The 25,172-nt window shown below is 64.9% G+C and carries 22 protein-coding genes; 14 read left to right on the top strand and 8 right to left on the bottom strand.

The window, feature by feature from the left end; genetic code table 11:
• The first annotated feature begins 85 nt into the window (after positions 1–85).
• From MP11Mi_RS03565 to MP11Mi_RS03550, 4 genes are all read left to right on the top strand, one after another.
• Positions 86–931 carry a hypothetical protein gene (locus tag MP11Mi_RS03565; protein WP_420040942.1) on the top strand — a complete coding sequence of 282 codons (846 nt, stop codon included), beginning with the start codon at positions 86–88 and terminating at the stop codon, positions 929–931.
• Positions 931–1,710 carry a hypothetical protein gene (locus MP11Mi_RS03560; protein WP_420040941.1) on the top strand — a complete coding sequence of 260 codons (780 nt, stop codon included), beginning with the start codon at positions 931–933 and terminating at the stop codon, positions 1,708–1,710. The genes MP11Mi_RS03565 and MP11Mi_RS03560 overlap by 1 nt, the downstream gene beginning before the upstream one ends.
• 361 nt (positions 1,711–2,071) lie before the next feature.
• Positions 2,072–5,572, top strand: a complete 3,501-nt coding sequence (rpoB, locus tag MP11Mi_RS03555) for a DNA-directed RNA polymerase subunit beta (protein WP_420041995.1) — start codon at positions 2,072–2,074, stop codon at positions 5,570–5,572.
• A 133-nt stretch (positions 5,573–5,705) separates the two neighbouring features.
• Positions 5,706–9,662: a DNA-directed RNA polymerase subunit beta' gene (locus tag MP11Mi_RS03550; RefSeq protein ID WP_420040940.1), complete on the top strand. Its 3,957-nt coding sequence runs from the start codon at positions 5,706–5,708 to the stop codon at positions 9,660–9,662.
• Between the two features lie 82 nt (positions 9,663–9,744).
• Here MP11Mi_RS03550 and MP11Mi_RS03545 read toward each other — a convergent pair whose 3' ends face one another.
• Entirely contained in the window at positions 9,745–10,194 is a 450-nt protein-coding gene (locus tag MP11Mi_RS03545) for an SRPBCC domain-containing protein (protein ID WP_420040939.1), read from the bottom strand.
• A gap of 36 nt (positions 10,195–10,230) precedes the next feature.
• A complete protein-coding gene (locus MP11Mi_RS03540; protein ID WP_420041994.1) occupies positions 10,231–11,169 on the bottom strand; it encodes an alpha/beta hydrolase in 939 nt (312 codons plus the stop codon).
• 180 nt (positions 11,170–11,349) lie between these two features.
• On the opposite strand from MP11Mi_RS03540, the gene MP11Mi_RS03535 reads away from it, so the two are divergent.
• Complete coding sequence (locus tag MP11Mi_RS03535) at positions 11,350–12,477, top strand: DNA polymerase IV (protein ID WP_420040938.1); 1,128 nt, start codon at positions 11,350–11,352, stop codon at positions 12,475–12,477.
• A 9-nt stretch (positions 12,478–12,486) separates the two neighbouring features.
• Here the strand turns inward: MP11Mi_RS03535 and MP11Mi_RS03530 are convergent, their stop codons facing one another.
• Positions 12,487–12,969, bottom strand: coding sequence for a SixA phosphatase family protein (locus MP11Mi_RS03530; protein WP_420040937.1), 483 nt, complete (start codon positions 12,967–12,969; stop codon positions 12,487–12,489).
• The gene (locus tag MP11Mi_RS03525) at positions 12,966–13,238 is read right to left on the bottom strand and encodes a hypothetical protein (RefSeq protein ID WP_420040936.1); all 273 of its coding nucleotides are present in this window, start codon (positions 13,236–13,238) and stop codon (positions 12,966–12,968) included. Before MP11Mi_RS03525 ends, MP11Mi_RS03530 begins: the two co-directional genes overlap by 4 nt.
• A 149-nt stretch (positions 13,239–13,387) precedes the next feature.
• On the opposite strand from MP11Mi_RS03525, the gene MP11Mi_RS03520 reads away from it, so the two are divergent.
• Positions 13,388–14,233 (top strand): DMT family transporter, encoded by an 846-nt coding sequence (locus tag MP11Mi_RS03520; RefSeq protein ID WP_420040935.1) that lies wholly within the window; start codon positions 13,388–13,390, stop codon positions 14,231–14,233.
• Between the two features lie 12 nt (positions 14,234–14,245).
• Here MP11Mi_RS03520 and MP11Mi_RS03515 read toward each other — a convergent pair whose 3' ends face one another.
• Positions 14,246–14,698 carry a flavodoxin domain-containing protein gene (locus tag MP11Mi_RS03515; protein WP_420040934.1) on the bottom strand — a complete coding sequence of 151 codons (453 nt, stop codon included), beginning with the start codon at positions 14,696–14,698 and terminating at the stop codon, positions 14,246–14,248.
• A 128-nt stretch (positions 14,699–14,826) separates the two neighbouring features.
• A complete protein-coding gene (locus MP11Mi_RS03510) occupies positions 14,827–15,360 on the bottom strand; it encodes a DUF4333 domain-containing protein (RefSeq protein ID WP_420040933.1) in 534 nt (177 codons plus the stop codon).
• Positions 15,361–15,539: 179 nt separating this feature from the next.
• On the opposite strand from MP11Mi_RS03510, the gene MP11Mi_RS03505 reads away from it, so the two are divergent.
• From MP11Mi_RS03505 to MP11Mi_RS03495, 3 genes are all read left to right on the top strand, one after another.
• The gene (locus MP11Mi_RS03505) at positions 15,540–15,929 is read left to right on the top strand and encodes an SHOCT domain-containing protein (protein ID WP_420040932.1); all 390 of its coding nucleotides are present in this window, start codon (positions 15,540–15,542) and stop codon (positions 15,927–15,929) included.
• Between the two features lie 171 nt (positions 15,930–16,100).
• Positions 16,101–16,976, top strand: coding sequence for a DUF3558 family protein (locus tag MP11Mi_RS03500; protein WP_420040931.1), 876 nt, complete (start codon positions 16,101–16,103; stop codon positions 16,974–16,976).
• The gene (locus MP11Mi_RS03495) at positions 16,973–17,527 is read left to right on the top strand and encodes a DUF3558 domain-containing protein (RefSeq protein WP_420040930.1); all 555 of its coding nucleotides are present in this window, start codon (positions 16,973–16,975) and stop codon (positions 17,525–17,527) included. The genes MP11Mi_RS03500 and MP11Mi_RS03495 overlap by 4 nt, the downstream gene beginning before the upstream one ends.
• Positions 17,528–17,567: 40 nt before the next feature.
• On the opposite strand, the gene MP11Mi_RS03490 is transcribed toward MP11Mi_RS03495, so the two are convergent.
• Entirely contained in the window at positions 17,568–18,386 is an 819-nt protein-coding gene (locus MP11Mi_RS03490; RefSeq protein WP_420040929.1) for an acyl-[acyl-carrier-protein] thioesterase, read from the bottom strand.
• A 144-nt stretch (positions 18,387–18,530) separates the two neighbouring features.
• Between MP11Mi_RS03490 and MP11Mi_RS03485 the strand changes: the two genes are divergently transcribed.
• From MP11Mi_RS03485 to MP11Mi_RS03470, 4 genes are read left to right on the top strand one after another with little or no spacing between them, the layout of a single operon-like run.
• Positions 18,531–20,195 (top strand): FAD-dependent oxidoreductase, encoded by a 1,665-nt coding sequence (locus MP11Mi_RS03485; protein WP_420040928.1) that lies wholly within the window; start codon positions 18,531–18,533, stop codon positions 20,193–20,195.
• A gap of 17 nt (positions 20,196–20,212) precedes the next feature.
• Entirely contained in the window at positions 20,213–21,535 is a 1,323-nt protein-coding gene (locus MP11Mi_RS03480) for a glycosyltransferase family 4 protein (protein ID WP_420041993.1), read from the top strand.
• Entirely contained in the window at positions 21,529–22,242 is a 714-nt protein-coding gene (locus tag MP11Mi_RS03475) for a class I SAM-dependent methyltransferase (RefSeq protein ID WP_420040927.1), read from the top strand. The genes MP11Mi_RS03480 and MP11Mi_RS03475 overlap by 7 nt, the downstream gene beginning before the upstream one ends.
• Before the next feature lie 2 nt (positions 22,243–22,244).
• Positions 22,245–23,285, top strand: a complete 1,041-nt coding sequence (locus tag MP11Mi_RS03470; protein WP_420040926.1) for a prenyltransferase — start codon at positions 22,245–22,247, stop codon at positions 23,283–23,285.
• Between the two features lie 13 nt (positions 23,286–23,298).
• Here MP11Mi_RS03470 and MP11Mi_RS03465 read toward each other — a convergent pair whose 3' ends face one another.
• On the bottom strand, positions 23,299–23,955 hold the full coding sequence (locus MP11Mi_RS03465) for a class I SAM-dependent methyltransferase (RefSeq protein ID WP_420040925.1): 657 nt from the start codon (positions 23,953–23,955) through the stop codon (positions 23,299–23,301).
• 44 nt (positions 23,956–23,999) lie between these two features.
• On the opposite strand from MP11Mi_RS03465, the gene MP11Mi_RS03460 reads away from it, so the two are divergent.
• Positions 24,000–24,974 (top strand): NADPH:quinone oxidoreductase family protein, encoded by a 975-nt coding sequence (locus MP11Mi_RS03460; RefSeq protein WP_420040924.1) that lies wholly within the window; start codon positions 24,000–24,002, stop codon positions 24,972–24,974.
• Positions 24,975–25,172: the final 198 nt, after the last annotated feature.

Here is a 25,172-nt window from a genome sequence, read left to right as displayed (position 1 = left end):
GCTGGTAGAGCAGGCGGAGCGAGTCGGAACATCCTCCAACCGGCACACAGCGTGCCGTGACATTCGATAGGTACAGTGGCGCTCGATGAATTCTGATGAGACCCGTGAACCGGATTCGGTCGACGAATCGGTGAGCGATGAGACCGGCCTGGACGACGTCGACGAAACAGTCAGCGACGAAACAGTCAGCGACGATACGGGGAGCGACGAAACAGGGGCCCGCGATGGAGAGTCGCAGGGCCCGGTCGAGTCTCCGGAGCCGGCAGGTTCGGACGAACAGACGGATTCCGACGACGAAACCGACCCCGTGAAGCAGGGATCAGGCGACGCGGACGGCGAACGCCATTGGGCGGCCTCGATGGCACTGGCGGTGGCGGTCACCGCGCTCGTCGCGGCTGTCGTGTGCGTCGGCTACTTCGGCTACACGGGTATCCGGGCGTACACGGTCGATTCGAATCGCGAACAGATGCGCGTGCACGTCGTCGACGCTGCGGAGCAGGCGATGCTGAACATCCTCACCGTCGACGACAAAGGCGTCGACGTGTGGCAGAAGCGAATGAAGTCGTCGTTGACCGGTGACGCGCTGAAGCAGGCGATCGACGAGACCAGCGGGGGTACGGTCAAGCAGATCGAGGCCGCCAAGGAACGGAACCTGACGATCAAGGCGAGCATCATTCGTAGTGCGACCACGGAGTTCAACCCGGACGAGGACACGGCGACAGTCTTCGTGCTGAGTCAGGCGGCCACGTCGGAGGCTCCGAACCAGCCGCAGGCGCAGTCGTCGTTGCTTTCCGTGGTCAAGGTCGACGGCGCATGGAAGGTCGACAAGATCGTGCCGCTCACCGACATCACTTACTACGACGACACGGCATCGCCTGCCACCGGCCAGCAGCAGGGTGCCGGACAGCAGCAGCAGGAAGGCGGCAACTGATGGCGGCCGAACGTCCGAACCAGCGCCGTTCACGCAAGGTCGCAGGCCGTTCGACGGCCCGCGTCGAACTGTCGCAGACAGCGCAGGAGCGTAAGCAGTCCACGGGGTCCGCCGACACGGTGGAGCCGGTCTCGCTGACCAAGGAAGCAGCTCGTACCGTCGGGCTGCGTAAACCGCAGGGCAGCGAGTCCGGCGTCGATCGCAAACGGCGGCTGGTCGAAGCCGAACGCGAGGTCGCCGAACATGAACGCTCGATGACCGACGTCGAACCCGGGGTCCGTGACACACGTGGAACGTATCGTCTCGCGGCCGTCCTCGGTGCGGTCGCCGTGCTCCTCGGTGCGATCGCGGCTGTCTTCGCGTTCCATCCGGGTGCTGATGTATCCGATAACGAGGCGTTCGTCGACCAGGAGGCGTCAGAGAAGGTCCTGGCGCAGGCGCGGTCGGCCGCGTGCGCGCCGTTCCAGTACAAGTACCAGAATCTCGACTACTGGCTCACGGGAGCCGAGAGCAAGCTGAGCGGTACTGCGCGCGAACAGTTCCGGGCGAATCTCAAGACCAACCGGTCGATTATCGAGCAGAGCAAGTCGTCGTCGGATTGTCGAGTCGAGACGGTCGGCCTGATGGACCTGTCGCACGACCGCGCGACTGTCCTCGCGGCGCTCCAGATCGACACCACCCGAGACGGTGCGTTGGTCGAGTCGAACAAGCCTAAGACAGGGATCGTCCTGGTCCGCAACGGTGACGAGTGGCTGGTCGACCAGTTCCTCGATCCTTAAACCTCGTGAACGCACGTCCCTTCGTTCTCTGACAGCGCGCGGATCAGTCATGAAATTTCATGGCCGATCCGCGCGTTCTCTTGACGAACGGGCACTTCGAGGGTCACTGTAGTCACCAAACCGATCCGCTCAGGTGGCAGCCCGGCGATCTGGTTCTACTCGGGGTTGACAAATCACCCTTCTATTCTGATACAGTTGGACGTTGCGCTGGCTGCCTCCTGTTCGCTGTTCGATGCCCTTCCGGTCACTTCGTGCCCGTCGTGGGAATTCGCTGCTCATCAGGTCGATTTGCCTCGCAGCGGCCCCACGGCCAACGGCTACATGCCATGCACCGAGAAACTTCGTGTTGGAAGGACGCATCTTGGCTCTCGACCGCCAGTCCACCTCAACCACTGCGGGTATTATCCCGGGAGCGCCTCACCGCGCTTCATTCGCCAAGATCGACGAGCCACTGGAAGTCCCGGGTCTGCTGGACGTCCAGCTCGACTCGTTCGACTGGCTCGTCGGAACGCCCGAGTGGCGCGCTAAGGCGACCGCCCGCGGTGAAGAGAACCCGGTCGGCGGACTTGAGGATGTCCTCCGCGAACTGTCGCCCATCGAAGACTTCTCGTCTTCGATGTCGCTGTCCTTCTCTGATCCGCACTTCGACGAGGTCAAGGCCTCGGTCGACGAGTGTAAAGACAAGGACATGACGTACGCGGCTCCGCTGTTCGTCACTGCCGAGTTCATCAACAACAACACCGGCGAGATCAAGTCGCAGACCGTCTTCATGGGCGACTTCCCGATCATGACCGACAAGGGCAGCTTCATCATTAACGGCACCGAGCGTGTCGTGGTGAGTCAGCTGGTCCGCAGCCCCGGCGTGTACTTCGACGCCACCATCGACAAGGCCACCGAGAAGACCCTGCACTCGGTCAAGGTGATCCCGGGCCGCGGTGCGTGGCTCGAGTTCGACGTCGACAAGCGCGACACCGTTGGCGTCCGCATCGACCGCAAGCGCCGTCAGCCGGTCACCGTGCTGTTGCAGGCGCTCGGCATGACGCGCGAAGAGATCACTGAGCGCTTCGGCTTCTCCGAGATCCTCATGTCGACTCTGGAGAAGGACTCGACCGGCAACCAGGACGAAGCCCTCCTCGAGGTCTACCGCAAGCTGCGTCCGGGCGAGCCGCCGACCAAGGAGTCGGCCGAGAGCCTTTTGGAGAACCTGTTCTTCAAGGACAAGCGCTACGATCTGGCGCGTGTCGGCCGCTACAAGATCAACAAGAAGCTCGGTCTCACCGCGGCCCCGATGTTCGGCGATTCGGTGCTGACGCGCGAGGACATCATCGCGACCGTCGAGTACCTGGTTCGTCTGCACGAGGCCGATCCGAACATCACCGGCGAGATGACCGTCCCCGGCGGCGTACCGGTTCCTGTCGAGGTCGACGACATCGACCACTTCGGCAACCGTCGCCTGCGTACGGTCGGCGAGCTCATCCAGAACCAGATCCGAGTCGGTCTGTCCCGTATGGAGCGCGTCGTCCGCGAGCGGATGACCACGCAGGACGCCGAAGCGATCACCCCGCAGACCTTGATCAACATCCGTCCCGTCGTGGCGGCGATCAAGGAATTCTTCGGAACCAGCCAGCTCTCGCAGTTCATGGACCAGAACAACCCGTTGTCGGGCCTGACCCACAAGCGTCGTCTCTCGGCGCTCGGCCCTGGTGGTCTATCGCGTGAGCGTGCGGGCCTGGAAGTCCGTGACGTCCACCCGTCTCACTACGGCCGCATGTGCCCGATCGAGACGCCGGAAGGCCCGAACATCGGCCTGATCGGTTCGCTGTCGGTGTACGCCCGCGTCAATCCGTTCGGCTTCATCGAGACGCCGTACCGCAAGGTCGTCGACGGCAAGGTCTCCGACCAGATCGAGTACATGACCGCCGACGAGGAGGATCGTTACCTCATCGGGCAGGCGAACACGAACTACGATGCCGACGGCACCATCACCGACGAGCGCGTCCTGGTCCGTATCAAGGGCGCCGAGGTCGAGTTCGTTCCGGCTTCGCAGGTCCAGTACATCGACGTCTCACCGCGCCAGATGGTGTCGGTCGCGACCGCGATGATCCCGTTCCTCGAGCACGACGACGCCAACCGCGCCCTGATGGGCGCCAACATGCAGCGTCAGGCGGTGCCGCTGGTCCAGAGCGAGTCGCCGCTGGTCGGTACCGGCATGGAACTGCGTGCCGCAGTCGATGCGGGCGACGTCATCGTCACCGGTAAATCCGGTGTCATCGAAGAGGTCTCGGCCGACTACATCACCGTGATGGCCGACGACGGCACCCGGGACAGCTACCGCTTGCGCAAGTTCGAGCGGAGCAACCACGGCACGTGTGCCAACCAGGTCCCGATCGTCGACGAAGGTCAGCGTGTCGAGGCAGGGCAGGTCCTCGCCGACGGCCCGTGCACCGACCAGGGCGAGATGGCGCTCGGCAAGAACCTGCTCGTGGCGATCATGCCGTGGGAGGGTCACAACTACGAGGACGCGATCATCCTGAGCCAGCGTCTCGTCGAAGAGGACACGCTCACCTCGATTCACATCGAGGAGCACGAGATCGATGCCCGCGACACCAAGCTCGGTGCCGAGGAGATCACTCGTGACATCCCGAACGTCTCCGACGAGGTCCTCGCCGACCTCGACGAGCGTGGCATCGTGCGCATCGGCGCCGAAGTCCGTGACGGCGACGTGCTGGTCGGCAAGGTCACTCCGAAGGGTGAGACCGAGCTGACCCCGGAGGAGCGTCTACTCCGCGCGATCTTCGGTGAGAAGGCGCGCGAAGTTCGTGACACCTCGTTGAAGGTGCCGCACGGCGAGACCGGCAAGGTCATCGGCGTTCGTGTCTTCAGTCGTGACGACGACGACGATCTCGCTCCGGGCGTCAACGAACTGGTCCGCGTCTACGTCGCGCAGAAGCGCAAGATCCAGGACGGCGACAAGCTCGCAGGCCGCCACGGCAACAAGGGCGTCATCGGAAAGATCCTCCCGCAGGAGGACATGCCGTTCCTGCCCGATGGCACGCCTGTCGACATCATCCTGAACACCCACGGTGTTCCGCGTCGTATGAACATCGGCCAGATCCTGGAGACCCACCTCGGTTGGGTCGCCAAGGCCGGTTGGAACATCGACACCGCGCAGCTCGAAGAGGAGTGGGCCAAGCGCCTGCCCGCCGACATGCTCTCGGCAGAGCCGAACACGAACACCGCGACCCCGGTGTTCGACGGTGCCAAGGACGACGAGTTGGCCGGTCTGCTCGGTTCAACGCTGCCGAACCGTGACGGCGACGTCATGGTCGGCCCGGACGGTAAGGCGACGTTGTTCGACGGTCGTTCCGGCGAACCGTTCCCGTACCCGGTAGCGGTCGGCTACATGTACATCATCAAGCTGCACCACTTGGTCGACGACAAGATCCACGCGCGTTCGACCGGTCCGTACTCGATGATCACGCAGCAGCCGCTCGGCGGTAAGGCACAGTTCGGTGGCCAGCGTTTCGGTGAGATGGAGTGCTGGGCGATGCAGGCGTACGGCGCCGCATACACGCTGCAGGAACTGCTGACCATCAAGTCGGACGACGTCGTCGGCCGAGTGAAGGTCTACGAGGCGATTGTCAAGGGCGAGAACATCCCGGAACCGGGCATCCCCGAGTCGTTCAAGGTTCTGCTCAAGGAGCTTCAGTCGCTCTGCCTCAACGTGGAGGTGCTGTCGTCCGACGGTGCAGCCATCGAGATGGCCGACAGCGACGACGAAGATCTTGAGCGTGCCGCGGCGAACCTGGGCATCAACCTCTCGCGCAACGAGAACGCCACGGTCGACGATCTCGCCAACTGACCCACGCACGGGGAGCTCCGCCCCGTGGACCACTGGTTCGCCCAGCGGTTCACGGGGAGGGGCCGCCCCCGACAAGACGACTTAGACCTCGACGCTTTTAGGGCTGCTTAGCTTTCTGAGGAAGGGCAATAGATTGCTCGACGTAAACTTTTTCGATGAACTGAAGATCGGTCTTGCGACGGCCGACGATATCCACAACTGGTCGTACGGTGAAGTGAAGAAGCCGGAGACCATCAACTACCGCACTCTGAAGCCGGAGAAGGACGGACTCTTCTGCGAGAAGATCTTCGGCCCGACCCGTGACTGGGAGTGCTACTGCGGTAAGTACAAGCGCGTCCGCTTCAAGGGCATTATCTGCGAGCGCTGCGGCGTCGAGGTGACCAAGGCGAAGGTGCGCCGTGAGCGCATGGGCCACATCGAGCTGGCCGCACCGGTCACGCACATCTGGTACTTCAAGGGTGTGCCGAGCCGTCTCGGTTACCTGCTCGACCTGGCACCGAAGGATCTCGAGAAGATCATCTACTTCGCCGCCTACGTGATCACGTCGGTCGACGACGAACTTCGTCACGCGGAGCTTTCGACCCGCGAAGCCGAGATGGGCGTCGAGCGCAAGGCGATCATGGACGACCTGGAGGCCGCCCTCGCTGAGCGACAGACCAAGCTCGAAGCCGATCTGGCCGAGCTCGAGGCGGAGGGCGCGAAGGCCGACGCGAAGCGCAAGGTCCGGGACGGCGGTGAGCGTGAGCTCAAGCGCATGCGTGACCACGCCAACCGTGAGGTCGAGGCGCTCGACGAGATCTGGGACAAGTTCACCAAACTCGCTCCGGGTGAACTCATCATCGACGAGCGTCTCTACCGCGAACTGGAGGACCGCTTCGGCGAGTACTTCGCCGGTGCGATGGGCGCCGAGGCGATCAAGAAGCTCCTTGAGACCTTCGACATCGACGCGGAAGCCGAATCGCTGCGCGAGACGATTCGCAGCGGCAAGGGCCAGAAGAAGCTGCGCGCACTCAAGCGTCTGAAAGTCGTCGCCGCGTTCCAGCGTTCAGGCAACGAGCCGAAGGGAATGGTCCTCGAGGCCGTCCCGGTGATTCCGCCGGAGCTGCGTCCGATGGTCCAGCTCGACGGTGGCCGTTTCGCCACGTCGGACCTGAACGACTTGTACCGCCGCGTCATCAACCGCAACAACCGTCTCAAGCGACTGATCGATCTCGGTGCGCCCGAGATCATCGTCAACAACGAGAAGCGCATGCTTCAGGAATCGGTCGACGCCCTGTTCGACAACGGCCGCCGCGGTCGTCCGGTCACCGGACCGGGCAACCGTCCGCTCAAGTCGCTGTCGGACCTGCTCAAGGGCAAGCAGGGTCGTTTCCGTCAGAACCTGCTCGGCAAGCGTGTCGACTACTCGGGCCGTAGCGTCATCGTCGTCGGTCCCCAGCTCAAGCTGCACCAGTGTGGTCTGCCGAAGCTGATGGCTCTGGAACTGTTCAAGCCGTTCGTGATGAAGCGTCTCGTCGACCTGAACCAGGCGCAGAACATCAAGTCGGCCAAGCGCATGGTGGAGCGTCAGCGTCCCGCAGTGTGGGACGTCCTCGAAGAGGTCATCGCCGAGCACCCGGTGTTGCTGAACCGTGCTCCGACGCTGCACCGTCTCGGTATCCAGGCATTCGAGCCGCAGCTCGTCGAGGGCAAGGCCATCCAGCTGCACCCCCTCGTCTGTGAGGCGTTCAACGCTGACTTCGACGGTGACCAGATGGCTGTGCACCTCCCGCTGTCGGCGGAGGCGCAGGCTGAGGCACGCATCCTGATGCTGTCGAGCAACAACATCCTGTCGCCCGCGTCGGGCCGCCCGCTCGCCATGCCGCGTCTGGACATGGTGACCGGTCTGTACTACCTGACTACCCAGAAGCCGGGCGAGAAGGGCGAGTACACCGACGCGACCGGCGACGACGTCGAGCGCGGTGTGTTCTCCAGCCCTGCGGAAGCGCAGATGGCCGTCGATCGTGGATCGCTGAGCATTCAGGCGTCGATCAAGGTGCGTCTGACCGATCAGCGTCCGCCTGCGGACGTCGAGGCCGAGCTGTTCGAAGACGGTTGGCGCAGGGGTCTGGCGTGGGAGACCACGACCACCCTGGGCCGTGTGCTGTTCAACGAGCTGCTTCCTCGCGATTACCCGTTCATCGACGAGCAGATGCCGAAGAAGCGCCAGGCCGTGATCATCAATGATCTCGCCGAGCGCTACCCGATGATCGTTGTCGCGCAGACCGTCGACAAGATGAAGGACGTCGGCTTCTACTGGGCGACCCGTTCGGGTGTCACCGTCTCGATGTCGGACGTTCTGGTTCCGCCGGCCAAGGCCGAGATCCTGGAGCGTTACGAGGAGCGGGCCGACGGGCTGGAGCGTAAGTACCAGCGCGGTGGTCTGACCACCGAAGAGCGTCGTGACGCCCTGGTCGAGATCTGGAAGCAGGCCACCGAAGAGGTCGGTAAGGCGCTCGAGGACTACTACCCGGACGACAACCCGATCACGATGATCCCGAAGTCGGGCGCTACCGGCAATATGACGCAGGTTCGTAACCTGTCGGGCATGAAGGGCCTGGTGACGAACCCGAAGGGTGAGTTCATCCCGCGTCCGATCAAGTCGTCGTTCCGTGAGGGCCTGACTGTCGCCGAGTACTTCATCAACACGCACGGTGCTCGTAAGGGTCTGGCCGACACGGCTCTGCGTACCGCCGACTCGGGTTACCTGACCCGTCGTCTGGTGGACGTCTCGCAGGACGTCATCGTCCGCGAAGAGGACTGTGGCACCGAGCGTGGCATCAACGTGCCGCTCGCGGAGCTCCAGAGCGACGGTGCTCTCATCCGTGACGCTCACGTCGAGACCTCGGCGTACGCTCGTACGCTCGCGGTGGACGCGATCGACGCCGACGGAAACGTTGTCATCGAGAAGGGGCACGATCTCGGCGATCCGGCGATCGAGGCTCTCCTCGCAGCGGGTGTCACCGAGGTCAAGGTCCGTTCGGTCCTGACCTGTGCGACCGGAACCGGCGTCTGCGCCTACTGCTACGGCCGTTCGATGGCGACCGGCAAGCTCGTCGACATCGGCGAGGCCGTCGGTATCATCGCCGCCCAGTCGATCGGTGAGCCCGGTACCCAGCTGACGATGCGCACGTTCCACCAGGGTGGTGTCGGCGACGACATCACCGGTGGTCTGCCGCGTGTCACCGAGTTGTTCGAAGCACGAGTGCCTAAGGGCAAGGCTCCGATCGCCGAGGTGTCCGGCCGCGTCTCCATCGAGGACGACGATCGTTTCTACAAGATCACGATCGTTCCGGACGACGGCAGCGAAGAGGTCGTGTACGACAAGATCTCGAAGCGACAGCGCATGCGCGTCTTCAAGCATGAGGACGGCACCGAGCGTCTCCTGACCGACGGTGACCACGTGGAGGTCGGCCAGCAGCTCATGGAAGGTGCTGCCGATCCGCACGAGGTGCTTCGTGTGATGGGCCCGCGCCAGGTGCAGATCCACCTCGTCAACGAGGTTCAGGAGGTGTACCGGAGCCAGGGTGTGTCGATTCACGACAAGCACGTCGAGACCATCGTCCGGCAGATGCTGCGTCGCGTGACGATCATCGACTCCGGTGCGACCGAGTTCCTGCCGGGTTCGCTGACCGAGCGCGCGGAGTTCGAGGCCGCCAACCGGTCGGTCGTCGCCGAGGGCGGCGAGCCGGCAGCCGGCCGTCCGGTCCTGATGGGTATCACCAAGGCGTCGCTCGCCACGGATTCGTGGCTGTCGGCGGCGTCGTTCCAGGAGACCACTCGAGTTCTGACCGATGCGGCCATCAACAGCCGCAGCGACAAGCTCGTCGGCCTCAAGGAGAACGTGATCATCGGTAAGCTGATCCCGGCCGGTACCGGCATCGACCGTTACCGGAACATCCAGGTCCAGCCGACCGAGGAAGCTCGTGCCGCCGCGTACGCGCTTCCCACGTACGACGACACCTACTACAGCCCGGACAGCCCGTTCGGTGCTCCGAGTGGTGCCGCCGTCCCGCTGGACGACTATGGCTTCGGCAGCGACATGCGCTAGCCAGCTAGACATGAAGAAGGCCCCCACCGCATCACGGTGGGGGCCTTCTTTCGCTACTGCTCGAGCGAGGCGGCGAGTGGCCTCAGGCCTGACCGACTGACTGTGCTCTCGCCCCGAGCGCCTGCGTGGCGTCGGCGAACTTCGTGACGAGTGCCTTGCCCAACAATGTTTTGACGACTATGGACAGTGCGCCGTTGATCTCGAAGTGGGAATCGTACCGTGACCGGCCGCCGCCGAGGTCGACGACGCTCTGTCGCCGCAGGCTGGTGACGAGGCCGAGCGGGGCAGGCTTCATCCGGTAGGTGAACCATCGTCCGGCGTTGTCGACCTCGTCGATGAACTCTCGTTGCCGCATCGGTCCGCCGGGGCCGAGGTTCACTTTCATGTCGATCGGAGCGCCGGGAGTCAGCGTCGTCGAGCAGTCGAGTTGGAAGGGGTTCCATTCGTGGTAGGCGCCGAAATCGGTGAGTACGCCCCAGACCACGTCGGCCGGTGCGTCGATCTCGATGCTGTTATCGGTGACTAGGCTCATTCCGCAACTGTAGAACACGTTGCAGAAATGGGCTTGTCAGGCACCGATGGCGCGAGCGATCATCGGCCAGGAATTGCGCAGGTCGGCGTTGAACAGGCCCCACGTGTGTACACCGTCGGCACGGTGGACGAAGCGGTGCGGGATGCGCAGACCGTTGAGTCGGTTCGACATGTTGGTCGTGCAGCTCAACGCGACGCGTTCAATGACGTTGCCGCCGACGAGCCCGCCGCCGTTGCGTAGGAGGCTGCCGTCGATCGGCCCCGCGACACCCGACCCGGCTGACAGATAGATGGTTTTGCCGCGGAGCTTGCCCGCGTTGACGACTGGATCGTGGTGCCGCCATTGCGGGCCGCCCGGCAGGCCCCACATGTTGGCGACGTTGCCGCCTCCTCGTGCGACGACTGCTGTGTTCGCGAGCACCCCGAGTGGATCAGAGGCGCCGGGGCAGCCGCTGTAGGAGGCGACGGCACGCCATCGTGACGGCGCATGCGTCACGATGTCCAGGGCCGGGCCTGCCGTCATGGAGACACCGGACAAGGCGTTGACCCGGCTCGTGCGGTAGGCCGCGTCGATCACCGGCGGGAGCTCGCGGTTGATGTAGGTCTCCCATTTGTTTCGGCCGAGGACCGGGTCGGTCGCGTCCCAGTCGGTCCACATGGAGAACTTTCCGCCGATCGGCAGGACGACGTTGACGCGTTTGTCTGCGAAGAACGGTCGAGCACCGCCGTTGTTGTACCAGGAGATTCCGTCCTCGGCACCGCCTGCTCCCGGGAGCATGTAGAAGGCGGGCAGTCCTGCTGGCTTTCCGGCGGGGTGCAGGACATGATTGCGGACTACCCGGCGCATGGACGGCGAGTACACCGAGACCAGATCCACTTGCGGGCCGATCTGTTGAACACCGACGATGCGTGCCGCCGCATCAGCCGTCGGCAGGCCGGGAGCCAACCCGGCGAGCAACGCGCAGACAACGAACACGAGAACTGTTCGCCTGACGCGGCGTCGACGCGGCCGAGCGGATACGGATGCAGGCGAGCGCGTGGTTCCCCTACGCAATTCAGTCACCACCAGAGAGTAACGACGGCGATCTCGACGGCCGCGTCGTGTTACTGGTTCGTTGCGGTATCGATGCGTGCCACCGCCTTCTACAGTGGAGTCGTGGCCGAGCGCGTCGATCGAGTTCAACAACAACCGCCGACGCGGTTTCGTTGGCTGCTGCACATTGACGTGGACCAGTTCCAGGTGGCGGCCGAACGATTGCGTCGCCGCGACCTCATCGGAGTCCGGGTCATCGTCGGCGGCGACGGCGACCCGTCCCGTCCGCGGCAGGTGGTGACATGCGCGTCGTACGAGGCTCGCGGCGACGGAGTGCGGGCTGGTCTTCCGCTTCCCGCTGCCAGGCGCAAAAGCCCCGACGCCGTCTTTCTGCCGCTGGACATGGCGTATTACGCCGACGTCTCCGAACGGGTCATGGACGTCGTCCGGGGGCAAGGCGACCCGGTCGAAGTGTGGGGATTCGACGAGGCGTACCTAGGTGTCGAACCGCGTGACGGGGACCCGGTGCTGGACGCCGCGGAGGTCGTCGCCTTCGCCGACCGGCTTCGCGTCGCGGTCCTCGACGAGACCGGCCTCGAGTGTTGTCTCGGAGTTTCCGACAACAAACAGCGAGCCAAGATGGCCGCGGGCTTCGCGAAGGCGGCGGTCCGCGCCCCGGACGCGTCGCCCGCCGACCGGACCTTCGTGCTCGACGACGAGAACTGGCCCGAACTGATGGGGCCGCGTCCGTGTCGTGATCTGTGGAGCGTCGGTCCGAGGACGGCGGCCCGGCTCGCCGATCACGGCGTCGACACTGTCGACCAGCTGCAGGCGGCGTCGCTCGCGGACCTGATCGCGATGTTCGGACCGAGTCAAGGCAATTGGCTGTACGTTCTGTGTCGGGGAGGCGGGGACGACGCGATCGCGACCGAGCCGTGGATCGCGAAGTCCCACTCGCGGTCACGAACCTATCCGACAGATCTGACTGGCCGGGACGAAGTCCGTGTTGCGGCGACCGACCTGACGCGCGAGGTACTCACCCAGGCGGTCGCCGAGCAACGCACGCCGTTTCGAGTCGGGCTCACCGTCCGGACATCGAGCTTTCACACGCGGACGAAGATGCGAAAGCTCGACGCGCCGACTGTCGAGTTCGACGAGATCATCCCTGTGGTCAACAGACTGGTCGATGCCTTCGAGCTCGATCGGCCGGTGCGTCTGCTGGCTGTCCGGTTGGAACTGGAAGACGTGTAGCGCGCGGTATCAGCGAGGGACCCTCATCGCGCAGAGGTCGGCGTCTGCGTCGACGTCCAGACCGATCCGGTCCCATTCGACACCGATCCGAACGACGGCGTACGCCGACGTCGGGAACCTGTCGATGGTGCCGGATGGATCGAGCGTCAATGCCGTCTCCGGTAGCCCCGGGAAGTGCCCGACCATCAGCACAGTCTGCGCGTCTGCTGGAGCGTGGACGCGGGTCGTTTCCAGCAGTTCGTCGGGTGTACCGCCGTAGATGTCGTCGACGTATCGGGTCGGCGCGTCGATCCCGGTCCGCTCCAACGTCTGACGAGTGCGGGTCGCCGTTGAACAGAGGACGGTGTCGACGCGGTATCCGTCGCCGCGAATCCAGTCGCCCGCAAGGGTCGCCTGACGACGACCACGGTCGTTGAGCGGCCGCTGGTGGTCCGGGACGCCGAACGGGTAGTCGCTCTTTCCGTGCCGAAGCAGGATCAGCGTGCGGCTCATGCGGCTCCCTGGGCATCCCGCGCGAGCGAGGTGTCGGTGGACAGGCTTCGCAGCACTCGCGCGGTGGCACGCCACGCGGCGGCCTCCTGCGCGTAGTAGGCGTGTGCGTCGACGTCGCACGCGGTGGCCGACTCATCGGCCAGTTCGGACAACTCCAAGTATTCGTCGACACAACGCGTCATCAGACTCGGTAGTCGCTCGCCTCGGCACGCTGCGTCGACGTCGTCGGAGGCCAGCGTCATCAGGCGTTCCAGTTCGCTGCGGTACATGAGTCAACGGTAGATCCGAGCCCCGACAATTCTGTGCAGGCGCGCCACCGGTGGTCGGGTGTGCAAGAGACTGTGCAATGAGTGACAAATTCACGCATCGCGCTCGTGATTGTCGAGGGCGGGCATTGTCGGCGGATAGTCTGGTCGGAATGCACACCTGGGTTCCCGCGCTGTTCGCGATCGCCGCGGCACTGTTGATCGCCGTCGGTACTGTGCTGCGCCAACGTTCGTCGGCGGCGAGCGGGGCGATCACGGCTGGTTGGTGGATCGGAGCGGCGATCGCGTTGTCGGGGTTCTTGCTCCAAGCGTCCGCATTGGGTCTCGGATCGATTCTTCTCGTGCAACCGCTCGTCGTGCTCGCCGTCCTGTTCGTGCTGCCGATGGAGGCGTGGGCCGACCATCGGCGCCCACACCGCAGCGAGTGGGCGTGGGGTGGTGTGCTCGTCGCGTGCGTCGTCGCGTTCCTGCTGATCGCGAAGCCAGTATCCACGGACCGCCGGCCGGACGTCGTCGTCATGGGAATCACTGTCGGCGCGGTGGTCGCCGGACTGATCGCGCTCGTCGTGGTCGCCGAACGCAACAACAATCGTCACTACAAAGCGTTGCTGTACGGCCTCGCATCGGGCGCCTTGTTCGGCGTGTCCTCACTGCTCATCAAGGCGATCGCGATCCGCGTGGTCAACGATCCACTGACGGTGTTCGTCCGTTTCGAGGTCTATCTGCTGGTGCCGGTCGTGGTACTCGCCGTCGTCGCGCAGCAGCGCTCGTTCGGGTCCGGCGATCTGCAGACGTCATTCCCTGCCATGAACGTCATGGAGCCGACCGTCGCGATGGTCCTCGGTGTCGCACTCCTTGGCGAGAGCTTGAAGGTTGGGGTGCCCGCCACGGTCGTTCTCGCCGTCGTCCTGGCTTTGGCGATCGTCGCCGTCGCGGAGCTGGCGAAAGCCGCAGCGATCCGCGGGGACCAGCGTGCGCTGGAGCCTGCGGACCGCTGAACGTACGAAGAATCAGGCCCCGGCGATGACGGCGTTGAGGCGCTCGGCCCATGCCTGGGCTGCCTTGGCGGGCTTCTCGGCGCTCGATGCGTCGTGGCGGTAGTGTTCGCCCACCTCGACCGCGCCCAGCGCCGTCAGCTTCTCGGCCATGACCTCTCCGCCGCGGTTGAACGTGTCGTCGTACACCGTGTCGCCGAGGCCGAACACGGAAAACCGCAGTCCAGCGAGATCCGGCTTCTCCTCATCCAACTCGTCCGCGAACGGGAGGGCGCTCGACGGGAGTTCGCCTTCGCCGTACGTCGAGCAGACGACGACGAGGAAGTCGTCGGTGTTCAGATCTTCGGCGGCGAACTCGGCCATGTCGTAGATCGACGGATCGTGGTCGGCGGCGAGCACGTCGGCGATGGCATCGGCGACGAGTTCACTGGTACCGGTCTCGGTGCCGTAGAGGATGACAGCTGCCATTATCGGGCATCTCCTGGGAAGATTCGGGGTCAACGACGACGATTACGGTATCCTAACCACTTCGCCGCGTCGAACCCCGACCTGGGACTTTAGGTCTACGTCACACGTTGGTCGTCGGGCCCGGGTGGTCAGCCGATCTTCCAGCCGTCTTCTTGGCCCATCCCGGCGACGGTGTACACGAGGGTTTGCTGATTTCCGGCGCTGTCGGAGACCGCGCACTCGAACGTGGAGCCGGGGGCGAGTGCCTTCTGGCCGGTGCCGCAGTCGACCGTCACGTTAGTCCGGACCTGTTCGGCGACGCTCGGCGCCAAGACCTTCGCGGCGTGGGGCATGTCGAATACCTTGTCGGTGGCCACCCATTTGACGTCGAGGTCGTCGTTCTGAGTCGTCACCTTGATTCGTTGTTTCGCTTCGCCGACGGTCGCGGTGCACATGAATTCGGTACCGACCGCCGGGTCCGCACCGGGGTCGTCGCATTCGACGTTGGAGACGGTCAGCGGTACGTCGGAGTATCGGGAATCCAACTCCGTGCTGATCTCCTTCGTCAACTTGTCGTGGTCGAGGACGGTGCTGTCGCCGACGCTCACTGAGGCGTTGCACGCGGAGAGGAGTGGAAGGGCGGCGAGAGCTGCGATGACGGCGGCAGGACGCAGATGACTCATACCGGGCAAGCATATTCCCGATCGGAGTGATTCGCGCCGCTATGGGGATTTTGTCCGCCGTTCGACTGAATGTTGCGCGATCGGCTGTCGTCGCAGGTCGGTGAGTGCGTGAATGTCGCCGGTGGGTCCGCCTGGCGCGTTAGGATGACATCACCGACATTTGAGAAAGGTGCACGAAAGTGGACTGGAGTTCTATCTGGGGTGTGCTGTGGTACACCATCGTTATTTTCGCATTCATCGCATATCTGATCGTCTTGTTCATGATCCTGACCGACTTGTTTCGCGACCACAAACTTGGTGCGGGCTGGAAGGTCCTGTGGATCATCGCGCTGGTGATTTTCCCGTACCTGACTGCGTTCGTCTACATCCTCGCGCGCGGCTCGGGAATGAACGCGCGGAACAACGCGGCGGCCACCGCTGCTAACCAGGCGCAAGAGGAGTACATCCAGCGCGCCGCGGGCCAGACATCGCCTGCGCACCAGATCGCGACCGCGAAGTCGCTGCTCGATGCAGGAGTCGTGACGCCGGAAGAGTACGAGACTCTCAAGGCGAAGGCGCTCGCCGCCTAACCCAGAGTTCAACGGCAGGCCCGGACGGAGAAATCTCCGTCCGGGCCTGTTTCGTATCGCCAGCATCCACTTGCGGTCGGTTGAACGAACGTGTGCGCGCCATGGTCGCCGGTGCGGACCGATACTCTGGGTTTGGACCGAACACCGCGCTCCGCGAGAAGGGACCTGCCCATGGCGACCCGTATCGACAGCTGGATCTGGGCGATCCGACTGACGAAGACCCGCTCCGCCGCGGGCGCCGCATGTCGGGCCGGTCACGTCCGACTCAACGGAGCCACCGTCAAGCCGTCCACGACTGTTGCGATCGGCGACCGCGTGAGCGTTCGCCAAGGTCCGCGCGAACGGATCGTCGAAGTCACCGGCCTGATCAACAAACGAGTGTCGGCGGCCGCCGCTGCGCAGAACCATGTCGATCACAGTCCTCCGCCCCCTCCCCGCGAAGTGCTCGCGTCGATTCCGCGCCGCGATTCCGGCACAGGCAGACCGACCAAACGTGAACGCCGTGAACTCGACCGCTTTCGCAACGGGGTGGTACTCGTCGTCGCCGCGATCGCGGTACTCGGCCTGTCGGCCTGCGGCAGCGACGGAACGACCGACGCGACCGACTCGACACCTGAACCGAAGACGGGGACCGGACCCGACTTCGAACGATGTGGCGGCCTCACCACTAAAGACGTCGTCTCGATCACGCGCCTCGGCGGCCTGGCCCAAGTCATCGACAACCCGTCGGCATGCGAATGGCGGCGCGGCGCGACCAGTGCACCGTCAGTGTCGTTCAATTGGTATCGGGGGTCGCCCATCGGCCGCGAGCGCGGGACAGAACAGCTACAACGCGATGTGACACAAGACTATGAGGTCGACGGGCACCCCGGCTTCATCGCCCATCACGGGAGTATCTGCGAGGCCGGCATCGGGTGGGACGCCGACTTTATCGAGATCTCCGTGATGTCCGCTGCCCCAGACGGCACATCGTCGATGACGACCGATCAGACCTGTGACGCCACGAAGCGGCTCACCGAGAAGATCGTCAGAGGGGCGTCCTCATGATCGGGAACCGAGTCCGACGGGTCGCCGCTGCGTCGGCGGTCGCAGTCGCCGCCGTGGTCGGCATCGGCGCATGCAGCGTCGACGGAAGTCCCGTGCGTGAAGGACGTGACGTCGGCACCGACACCGGCCACGTCGACACCGACAGATTCGAGAAGCTCCTCGCCGAATGCGAGATCCTGCCGTCGAGCCAAATCGCTGACGCCGTCGGCGGTGCCGTCGCCGACCCCAGCTTCTTCGGTGCCAACTGCCGCTGGACGGTGCTTGGGACGAATACCGCCGAGGTGATGTTCAACTGGTTCGAGTGGGGGTCGTACAACCACGAGAAGGACACCGCCAAGCGACTCGGTTTCACCACCGAGAACATTGAAGTGCGTAGCCAGGCCGCTTTTACCGCGCGCGACCCGAAGCGGCCGAACGTCTGCGGTGTCACCGCGAAAGCACCAGGCGGCGGTATCTACACGTGGTGGGTGGAGCCGTCCGGCACGCCGACCGGCGACGCATGCGCCGGGCCAACCAAACTGATGGAACTGATTCTGACGGGCGCGTTCTGAACCGCTGTCGCAACGACTATTGACCAGCTCAGACGAGCGGTCAGGCCGGGATGGTCGCGACCGAGACGGTCGAGGCGACGGCGAGGGTACCGTCGCTGCCGGGGATCAAGATCCACATGAGCAGGCGGTTGCCGTCGCGGGAGCGGCGGACCCTGACCGGTGTGTCCGGCGCGATCGGCCGCAGGTATTCGATCACGGCGCGGTGCGGGCCGTCGATCAGATCGGGGTGATCGACGAGTTCGTCCTCGACGATCTCAAGGTAGGCGGCATTGTTCAAATGCTTGAACGGGTCGAAGTCGGTGATCCGCAGGACGTGTTCACGATCTGGGGAGTCGATGTCCTCCGGATTCGGTGCGGTGCCCGGGTTCATCGACTTCCACCGCAGACGGTGCTCGTCGGTCATCTGAGTAAGGATGTCGAGAGCTCCGTCGCTGATCCGCGATGGCATGCCGGAATCGTTGACGTTGATCCAGAACGCCTCGGTCTCGATGAGTCCATTCGGTCGTGGCTCCGGGTTGAACCGGTTGGTCTGCGACTCGCCGACGATGCGTACCCGCATGCCGGTCCACCTCGTGGAGAGGGCGCCGCACCACCGTTCCATCCGGAAGTCGGACGGCCACGTGAGCGGCTCGAGCACATCGATAACCGTGCGGCGGATGATCCAGAACGGGTCGGTCTCGGCGAATGTGGATTCGGCGATGTTGTCGTTCGCGACATCCTGCAGGTAGCGGGCCACCCCGTCCAGCCGGACACGCATGTCCTGATCGACGTCGCCGGTGCGGACCCGGTAGTCGCCCGCGAAGAACCGCGCGGTGGGCTTGCGTGCGCCGAGCGGCGCGTACTGGCCGGTGTTGGTCACGTCTGGAGTCTCCTGCAGGCTGTGTGGCGTCGCGCGATCTCGGGTCCACTATCCTCCCGTGTGACGCATTACGCTATTCTCAAAGGCAAAACTAGAACACGTTCACCCCTGTGGATTGCCGGTTTCGGCACGGAGGAAGGCCAGATGGCGCACGTTATCACCCGCCCTTGCTGCAACGACGGCTCTTGCGTTGCGGTGTGTCCGGTGAACTGTATTCATCCGACGCCGGATGAACCGGACTTTCTGACTGCGGAGATGCTGTACATCGATCCCGAGACATGTATCGACTGCGGTGCGTGCATCGACGAATGCCCCGTCGAGGCAATCGTCCCCGACGACCAACTCGAGGCGTCGGACGAGCCGTATCTACAGATCAACGCGGACTATTACAAAGACCACGACGCCGACGGCGGTCTGGTGAAGCATCCCAAGCCGCCGCAGTTGCCCGATGGACAGGAACTGCGGGTCGCGATCGTCGGGGCCGGTCCGGCCGCGTTCTACGCGGCCGAGGAGCTGGTCAAGAAACGGCAGGTGCAGGTGCACATGTTCGATCGGCTGCCCACCCCGTACGGACTGGTGCGCGCCGGAGTGGCTCCAGATCATGCGAAGACCAAGGGCGTCGAGTCGACGTTCGCGGCCGTCGAGAAGAAGGCGAACTTCACCTACCACCTGAACGTCGAGGTCGGCGCGCACGTGACCGGCGACGAACTGCGTGAGCGCTTCGGCGCGGTGCTGTATGCGGTCGGCGCGGCGCACGACCGTCGTCTCGGCATCGACGGCGAGGAACTGCCCGGCTCGATCGCCGCAACCGACTTCGTCGCCTGGTACAACGGTCACCCCGATCACGCAGGCCGGACGTTCGACCTCTCGTCCGAACGGGTCGTCATCGTCGGAAACGGCAACGTGGCGCTCGACGTCGCACGCATCCTGGTGACCGACCCCGACGAGCTCGCCCGCACCGACATCGCCGATCACGCACTCGACGTGCTGCGGGACTCCGCCGTTCGCGAAGTCGTAGTGCTGGCGCGCCGCGGCGTCGAACACGGCGCGTTCACCAACAGTGAGTTCCTGTCGCTCGGCGAACTCGACGGCGTCGACATCGTGATGCCGGACGAACTGACCCTGTCTGACGAGGCGACCGCCGCCGAAGCGGACGGCTCGATCGACTCGGTCAAGGCCACCAAGATCCGCCTCGCCCGAGAATTCGCTGAGAAGCCGGTCGGCGGCGCGAACCGGCGGATCGTCTTCGAATTCTTGACGTCGCCGACCGCGATCGTCGGCTCGGACGGAATTGAGAAGGTCGAGTATGTCCGTAACCGGTACGTCGACGGGGCATCGATCGAGCCGACCGGCGACACCGGCGAGCTCGCGGCCGGACTCGTGGTCCGATCGGTCGGTTACCGCGGCCATCCGGTCGACGGCCTGCCGTTCGACGAGCAACGTGCCGTCGTCCCCAGCGCGGACGCGCGCGTGCTTGACGCCCCGGACGGCGAACCGATAGCCGGACTGTATGTCGCAGGCTGGATCCGGCGCGGACCCACCGGCGGCATCGGACGGAACCGCTACTGCGGCGAGGAAGCCGCCAAAGCGGTCCTCGCGGACTTCGCGCACGGAGTGCTTCCGCCGCCGACCACGAGCACCGACGATCTCGTCGACCTCGTCGCATCGCGCGGGGCGAACCGGATCGACCTCGCCGGATGGAAGGCGATCGACGCAGCGGAGAAAGGTGCGGGCAAGGCCGCCGGTCGGCGCCGGATCAAAATCGTGTCGGTGACCGACTTGGAGCGGGCTGCGGGGGACAACGCGTGAGGGCCGACGACCACCGGTTGCGGATTGCGTTGCTCTCGTACCGCAGCAAGCCCCACTGCGGAGGTCAGGGCGTCTACGTCCGGCACCTGGCGCGGGAGATCGCGCTGCTCGGGCACGACGTCGAGATATTCTCCGGTCAACCGTATCCCGACCTCGACGAGGCGGCTCTCGACGCGGGCGTCACTTTGACGAAGGTGCCGAGCCTGGACCTGTTCGGCGAACCGGACCCGTTCCGAACCCCGAAACTGCGCGAGTTCCGGGACTGGATCGACGTCATTGAGGTCGCACAGATGTGGACCGCCGCGTTCGGTGAACCGTTGACGTTCAGCCTTCGAGCGTCCCGACTGCTGCGCGGACGTCGGCGGGCCGCATTGGCGGACGGCGATCCGACCGGCGGCTTCGACGTCGTCCACGACAACCAGTGCCTCGGCTACGGTCTGCTGTCGGTGAAGCGAGCAGGGTTTCCCTTGGTCGCCACGATCCATCATCCGATCACCCGTGACCGGGCTCTCGCGGTGCGGGCAGCCAAGGGTTTCAAGAAGATCAGTGCCTGGCGCTGGCACTCATTCTTGGCGATGCAGGGGCGAGTGGCCCGGCGGATCCCATCGTTGCTGACGGTCTCGCACAGCAGCGAAGAGGACATCCGCAACGCATTTAAAGTCCGCGAGGACTCGTTGGCGACGATCCCGCTCGGCGTCGACACCACAGTGTTCGCGCCCCGTGGTGCGCGCGCGCCGGGGCGGATCGTGTGTGTCGCGAGTGCCGACGCACCACTCAAGGGCGTCTCCTACCTGTTGGAGGCGGTCGCCAAGGTCGCGGCCGAACACCCGGTGCACTTGACGCTCGTGTCCAAACTCGACCCGGAAGGTCCGTCGGCCGCGCTCATCGACGAACTGTCGATCGCCGATAAGGTGTCGGTGGTGTCAGGGATCGACGACGACGAACTCGCACGCGTTCTGGCGGGCGCGGAGATCGCGTGCGTCCCATCTCTGTACGAGGGCTTCTCGCTGCCCGCAGTCGAAGCCATGAGTTGTGGGACGCCGTTGGTCGCGACCCGCGCCGGAGCGATCCCCGAGGTGGTCGGTGAGGCCGAGGAAGCGGCGGTCCTCGTCGACGCGGGCGACGCCGGACAGTTAGCGCAAGCGTTCCTGCGTCTGTTCGATGATCCGGACCTGCGCGACCGACTCGGCCGCGGCGGCCGGGAACGCGTGCTGGCGAAGTACAGCTGGTCGGCGGTCGCCGCAGCCACCGTCGAGCGGTATCGCGCGGCGATCGAATCAACGGGAGCCAATTCCCTTGGGGCCAATGCCACTGGGGGACGGAAGGGGACATCATGCTGACGGTCGACTTCGATCGACTCAAGGTCGGTCCGGGAGTGCGGGCGATCGATATCGGTGCCGGGCAAGGGCGGCACTCGTACGAGATGCTGCGCCGCGGCGCGGAGGTGACGGCGTTCGACATGAGCGCATCCGACATGGCCGACGTCTCCGAGATGTTCGGGGCGCTGGTCGCGGCGGGCGAGGTCCCCGAGGCCGGGAACGCGGACACTCGTATCGGCGATGCTCTCGGTCTGCCGTACGACGACGCCTCGTTTGACGTCGTGTTGATGTCGGAGATCCTCGAACACATCCCCGACGACGAGTCGGCGATCGCTGAGATGGTCCGCATCCTCAAGCCGGGCGGGCTGGCCGCGGTCACCGTTCCGAGGTTTTGGCCGGAGAAGATCTGCTGGGCCCTATCGGACGAATACCACGAGGTCGAGGGCGGACACGTCCGCGTCTACAAGGCGTCCGAGCTGGCCGGCAAGCTCCAGGCCGCAGGGCTGGAAGTGACCGGGACCGATCACGCGCACGCTCTTCACGCGCCGTACTGGTGGCTCAAGTGCGCGGTCGGCGTCGAGAACGACGGAAATCCGCTGGTCAAGGGCTATCACAAGCTGCTCGTCTGGGACATGATGAGCAAACCGTGGGTGACGCGCGTCGGCGAGCAGATGCTCAATCCGTTCGTGGGAAAATCGGTCGCCATCTATCTGCGTAAACCGGAATAGGCATGGCGGTCCCGTACATCGACGGAGTGCTGACTGCGGCCCAAGTTCGGGCGACGGGACACTCGATCGCCACGATGCAGGAGCCGGACGGCGCCCTGCCGTGGTTCCCCGGCGGCAAGACTGATCCGTGGGATCATGTCGAATCGGCGATGGCCTTGTCGGCCAGCGGGTTCCGGCGGGAAGCAGAAGCCGCCTACGAGTGGTCTCGCCGCGCTCAACGACTCGACGGATCGTGGCCGATGGAACTCCGGGAGGGTCGCGTCGTCGACACTGGTGTCGACAGCAATTTCTGTGCCTACATCGCGGTCGGTGTGTGGCACCACTTCCTCGTGTACGACGACGCGGCCTTCCTCCGGCGTATGTGGCCGACGGTCCGGGCCGCGATCGAACGCACCGTGACGTTCGCGCGCGCCGATGGCGCGATGCGTTGGGCCGCAGATCATGTCAGCGGTGAAATGTTCCCGAACGTCCTCATCACCGGCAACGCCAGCATCTACTCCGCGCTCGACTGTGCGGTGCGGATCGCGGAGATCCTCGATGAGCCGACACAGATCTGGGAGGCCGCGAGGCACCGTCTCGGCGATGTGTTCGACCGGTGGGTGGGCGACCGCAGTGTCCTCGACCCCGCATCCAACCATTCGATGGACTGGTACTACCCGGTTCTCGGCGGCGCGGTGCGCGGCGACGTCGGGCGCGAACTCATCGACGGACGCTGGAACGACTTCGTGGTCGGCGGGCTCGGTGCGCGCTGCGTCGACGACCATCCGTGGGTGACGGGTGCCGAGACCTGCGAGCTAGCGATGGCCGTCGACTCGCTCGGCGACGTCGACCGGGCCGTCGCCCTAGTGCAGTCGATCCAGCATCTCCGTGAGGACGACGGCTCGTATTGGACCGGGCTGGTCTTCTCCGACGGAAAACGGTGGCCGGTTGAGCTGAGCTGTTGGACAGCGGCGGCGGTCGTTCTTGCCGCCGACGCGGTCAGCCGTGCGACGCCGGGAAGTGGAGTCTTCCGCGACGTCGCAGACAGCCGCGTCGCCGGTTAGCCCCGACCGCCGGTTAGCCGCGTACCAGCACGCGCAGCGAACCGTGGGCTTCGGCTTCGGTGAACTCGCCGGAGTTGAGGGCCTGGCGGTAGATCTCGTACGGCGGACGTCCGCCGTCTGCCGGGTCGGGGAACACGTCGTGGATGAGCAGGGCCCCGCCGGGGCGCACCCAGGTGGCCCATCCGTCGTAGTCGTTCTGTGCGGCCTCCATCGAGTGGCCGCCGTCGATGAACACGAAGTCGGCGGGGCGAGCCCATACGCGTGCGGCCGCCGTTGACGGCGCGAGTAGACCCAGGACGGTGTGTTCGAGTTTCGCGTCGAACATGGTGCGGCGAAACCGCACCGCGGTGTCGAGTAGGCCCGCGTGTTCGTCGACGAGGGCCGTGTCGTGATACTCCCAGCCGGGCTGGTGCTCTTCGGAACCGCGGTGGTGGTCCACGGTGACGATCAGGGCGTCATGGCGTTGTGCGGCGTCGCCAAGATAGACGGTCGACTTTCCGCAATACGTGCCGATCTCCACGCCGATCCCGACTGAATCCGGCTGAGACAGAAAGTGATCCGCAACCCGATGCAGGGCATCGGCTTCGTCTGAGGGCATGAATCCCGGGGTGTTGTCGGCCACCGTGCGGCGGTCGTCGGGCAGCGTGGAACTCGAAGTCGACAAAGGCATGATTCGATCGTAGGCGAGGGCTCGATGCAGATACGGTGAAACCCATGAAGGCTCAGATGATCGTCAGTGAGACCGGTCCCGACGGACTCGAACTCCAAGAGATTCCCGCCCCACAGGCCCAGGACGGGCAATACCTGGTCGATGTCCGGTCGTGCGGGGTGTGCTTCCCGGATCTGCTCATGTCGCAGGGCAAGTACCAGATCCGTCCGCCGGTTCCGTATGTACCGGGCACTGAAGTGGCCGGCGTGATCGCGCAGGCCCCAGCGGGCGGCGTCTATGCCGTCGGCGACCGGGTCCTGGTCACGTCGATGGTCGGCGGTTTCGGCGAGCAGCTCGCCGCCGTCGAGCAACAGATCCTCCCGATGCCTGCCGAACTGACTTTCGACGAGGGCGCCGCGATGGGCATTAACTTCCAGACGGCGCTGTTCGCACTGAAGGTCCGAGCCCAGACGGCTCCGGGCGAAGTCGTCGCCGTCCTCGGTTCGGCGGGCGGCGTCGGTGTCGCATCGATCCTCGTCGCGAAGGCTATGGGCGCCAAGGTGATCGCCGTCGTGCACCGAACGGGCCAAGAGGAGATGCTGCGTGGCCTCGGAGCCGACGAAGTAGTCCAGTTGACCGACGGGTGGAAAGACAAGGTTCTGGAACTGTCCGACGGTGGCGTCGATGTGTTGATAGATCCCGTCGGGGGAGAGGTGTTCGACGAGGCACTGCGAACCGTCGGCGCCGACGGCCGCTACGTCGTGATCGGTTTCGCCGCGGGCGGCATCCCGTCGGTCAAGCTCAACCGCGTCTTGTTCCGCAACATCTCGATCGTCGGCGCGGCGTGGGGCGAGTACATCACCAAGAAGAGTCCTGAACTCCCCGCACTGCTGCACGATGACCTCACCGAGATGATCGCTGTGGGCATGCGTCCGCCCGCCACCCACGTCTACGAACTCGACCAGTTGGGCGTCGCCTTGACTGATCTCGCCGAAGGCCGGATCAAGGGGAAGGCCGTCGTCCACGTCTGGCAGGGCTGACATGGCGCGCTTCCGCGCCGGGTAACCAGTTAGAAGTCGATCTTCTCCCAACGGTGCATGCGGAGTGACGAGTCGCCGCCCGCCAGCCAGGTGCGGATCGCGGAGACGACGTCGTCGACCTGCATGCCAGGGACAGCGGGCCGAGGGGCGAGCGTGAGTCGACTCTGGGGGTCGTATACGGCGCAGTCGGCCGTGGAC

The sequence above is a fragment of the Gordonia abscondita genome, assembly GCF_032711245.1.
Lineage (GTDB): Bacteria > Actinomycetota > Actinomycetes > Mycobacteriales > Mycobacteriaceae > Gordonia.
The sequence above is the reverse complement of the archived record's forward strand: the minus strand, read 5'-3'. Positions and strand labels throughout refer to the sequence as shown.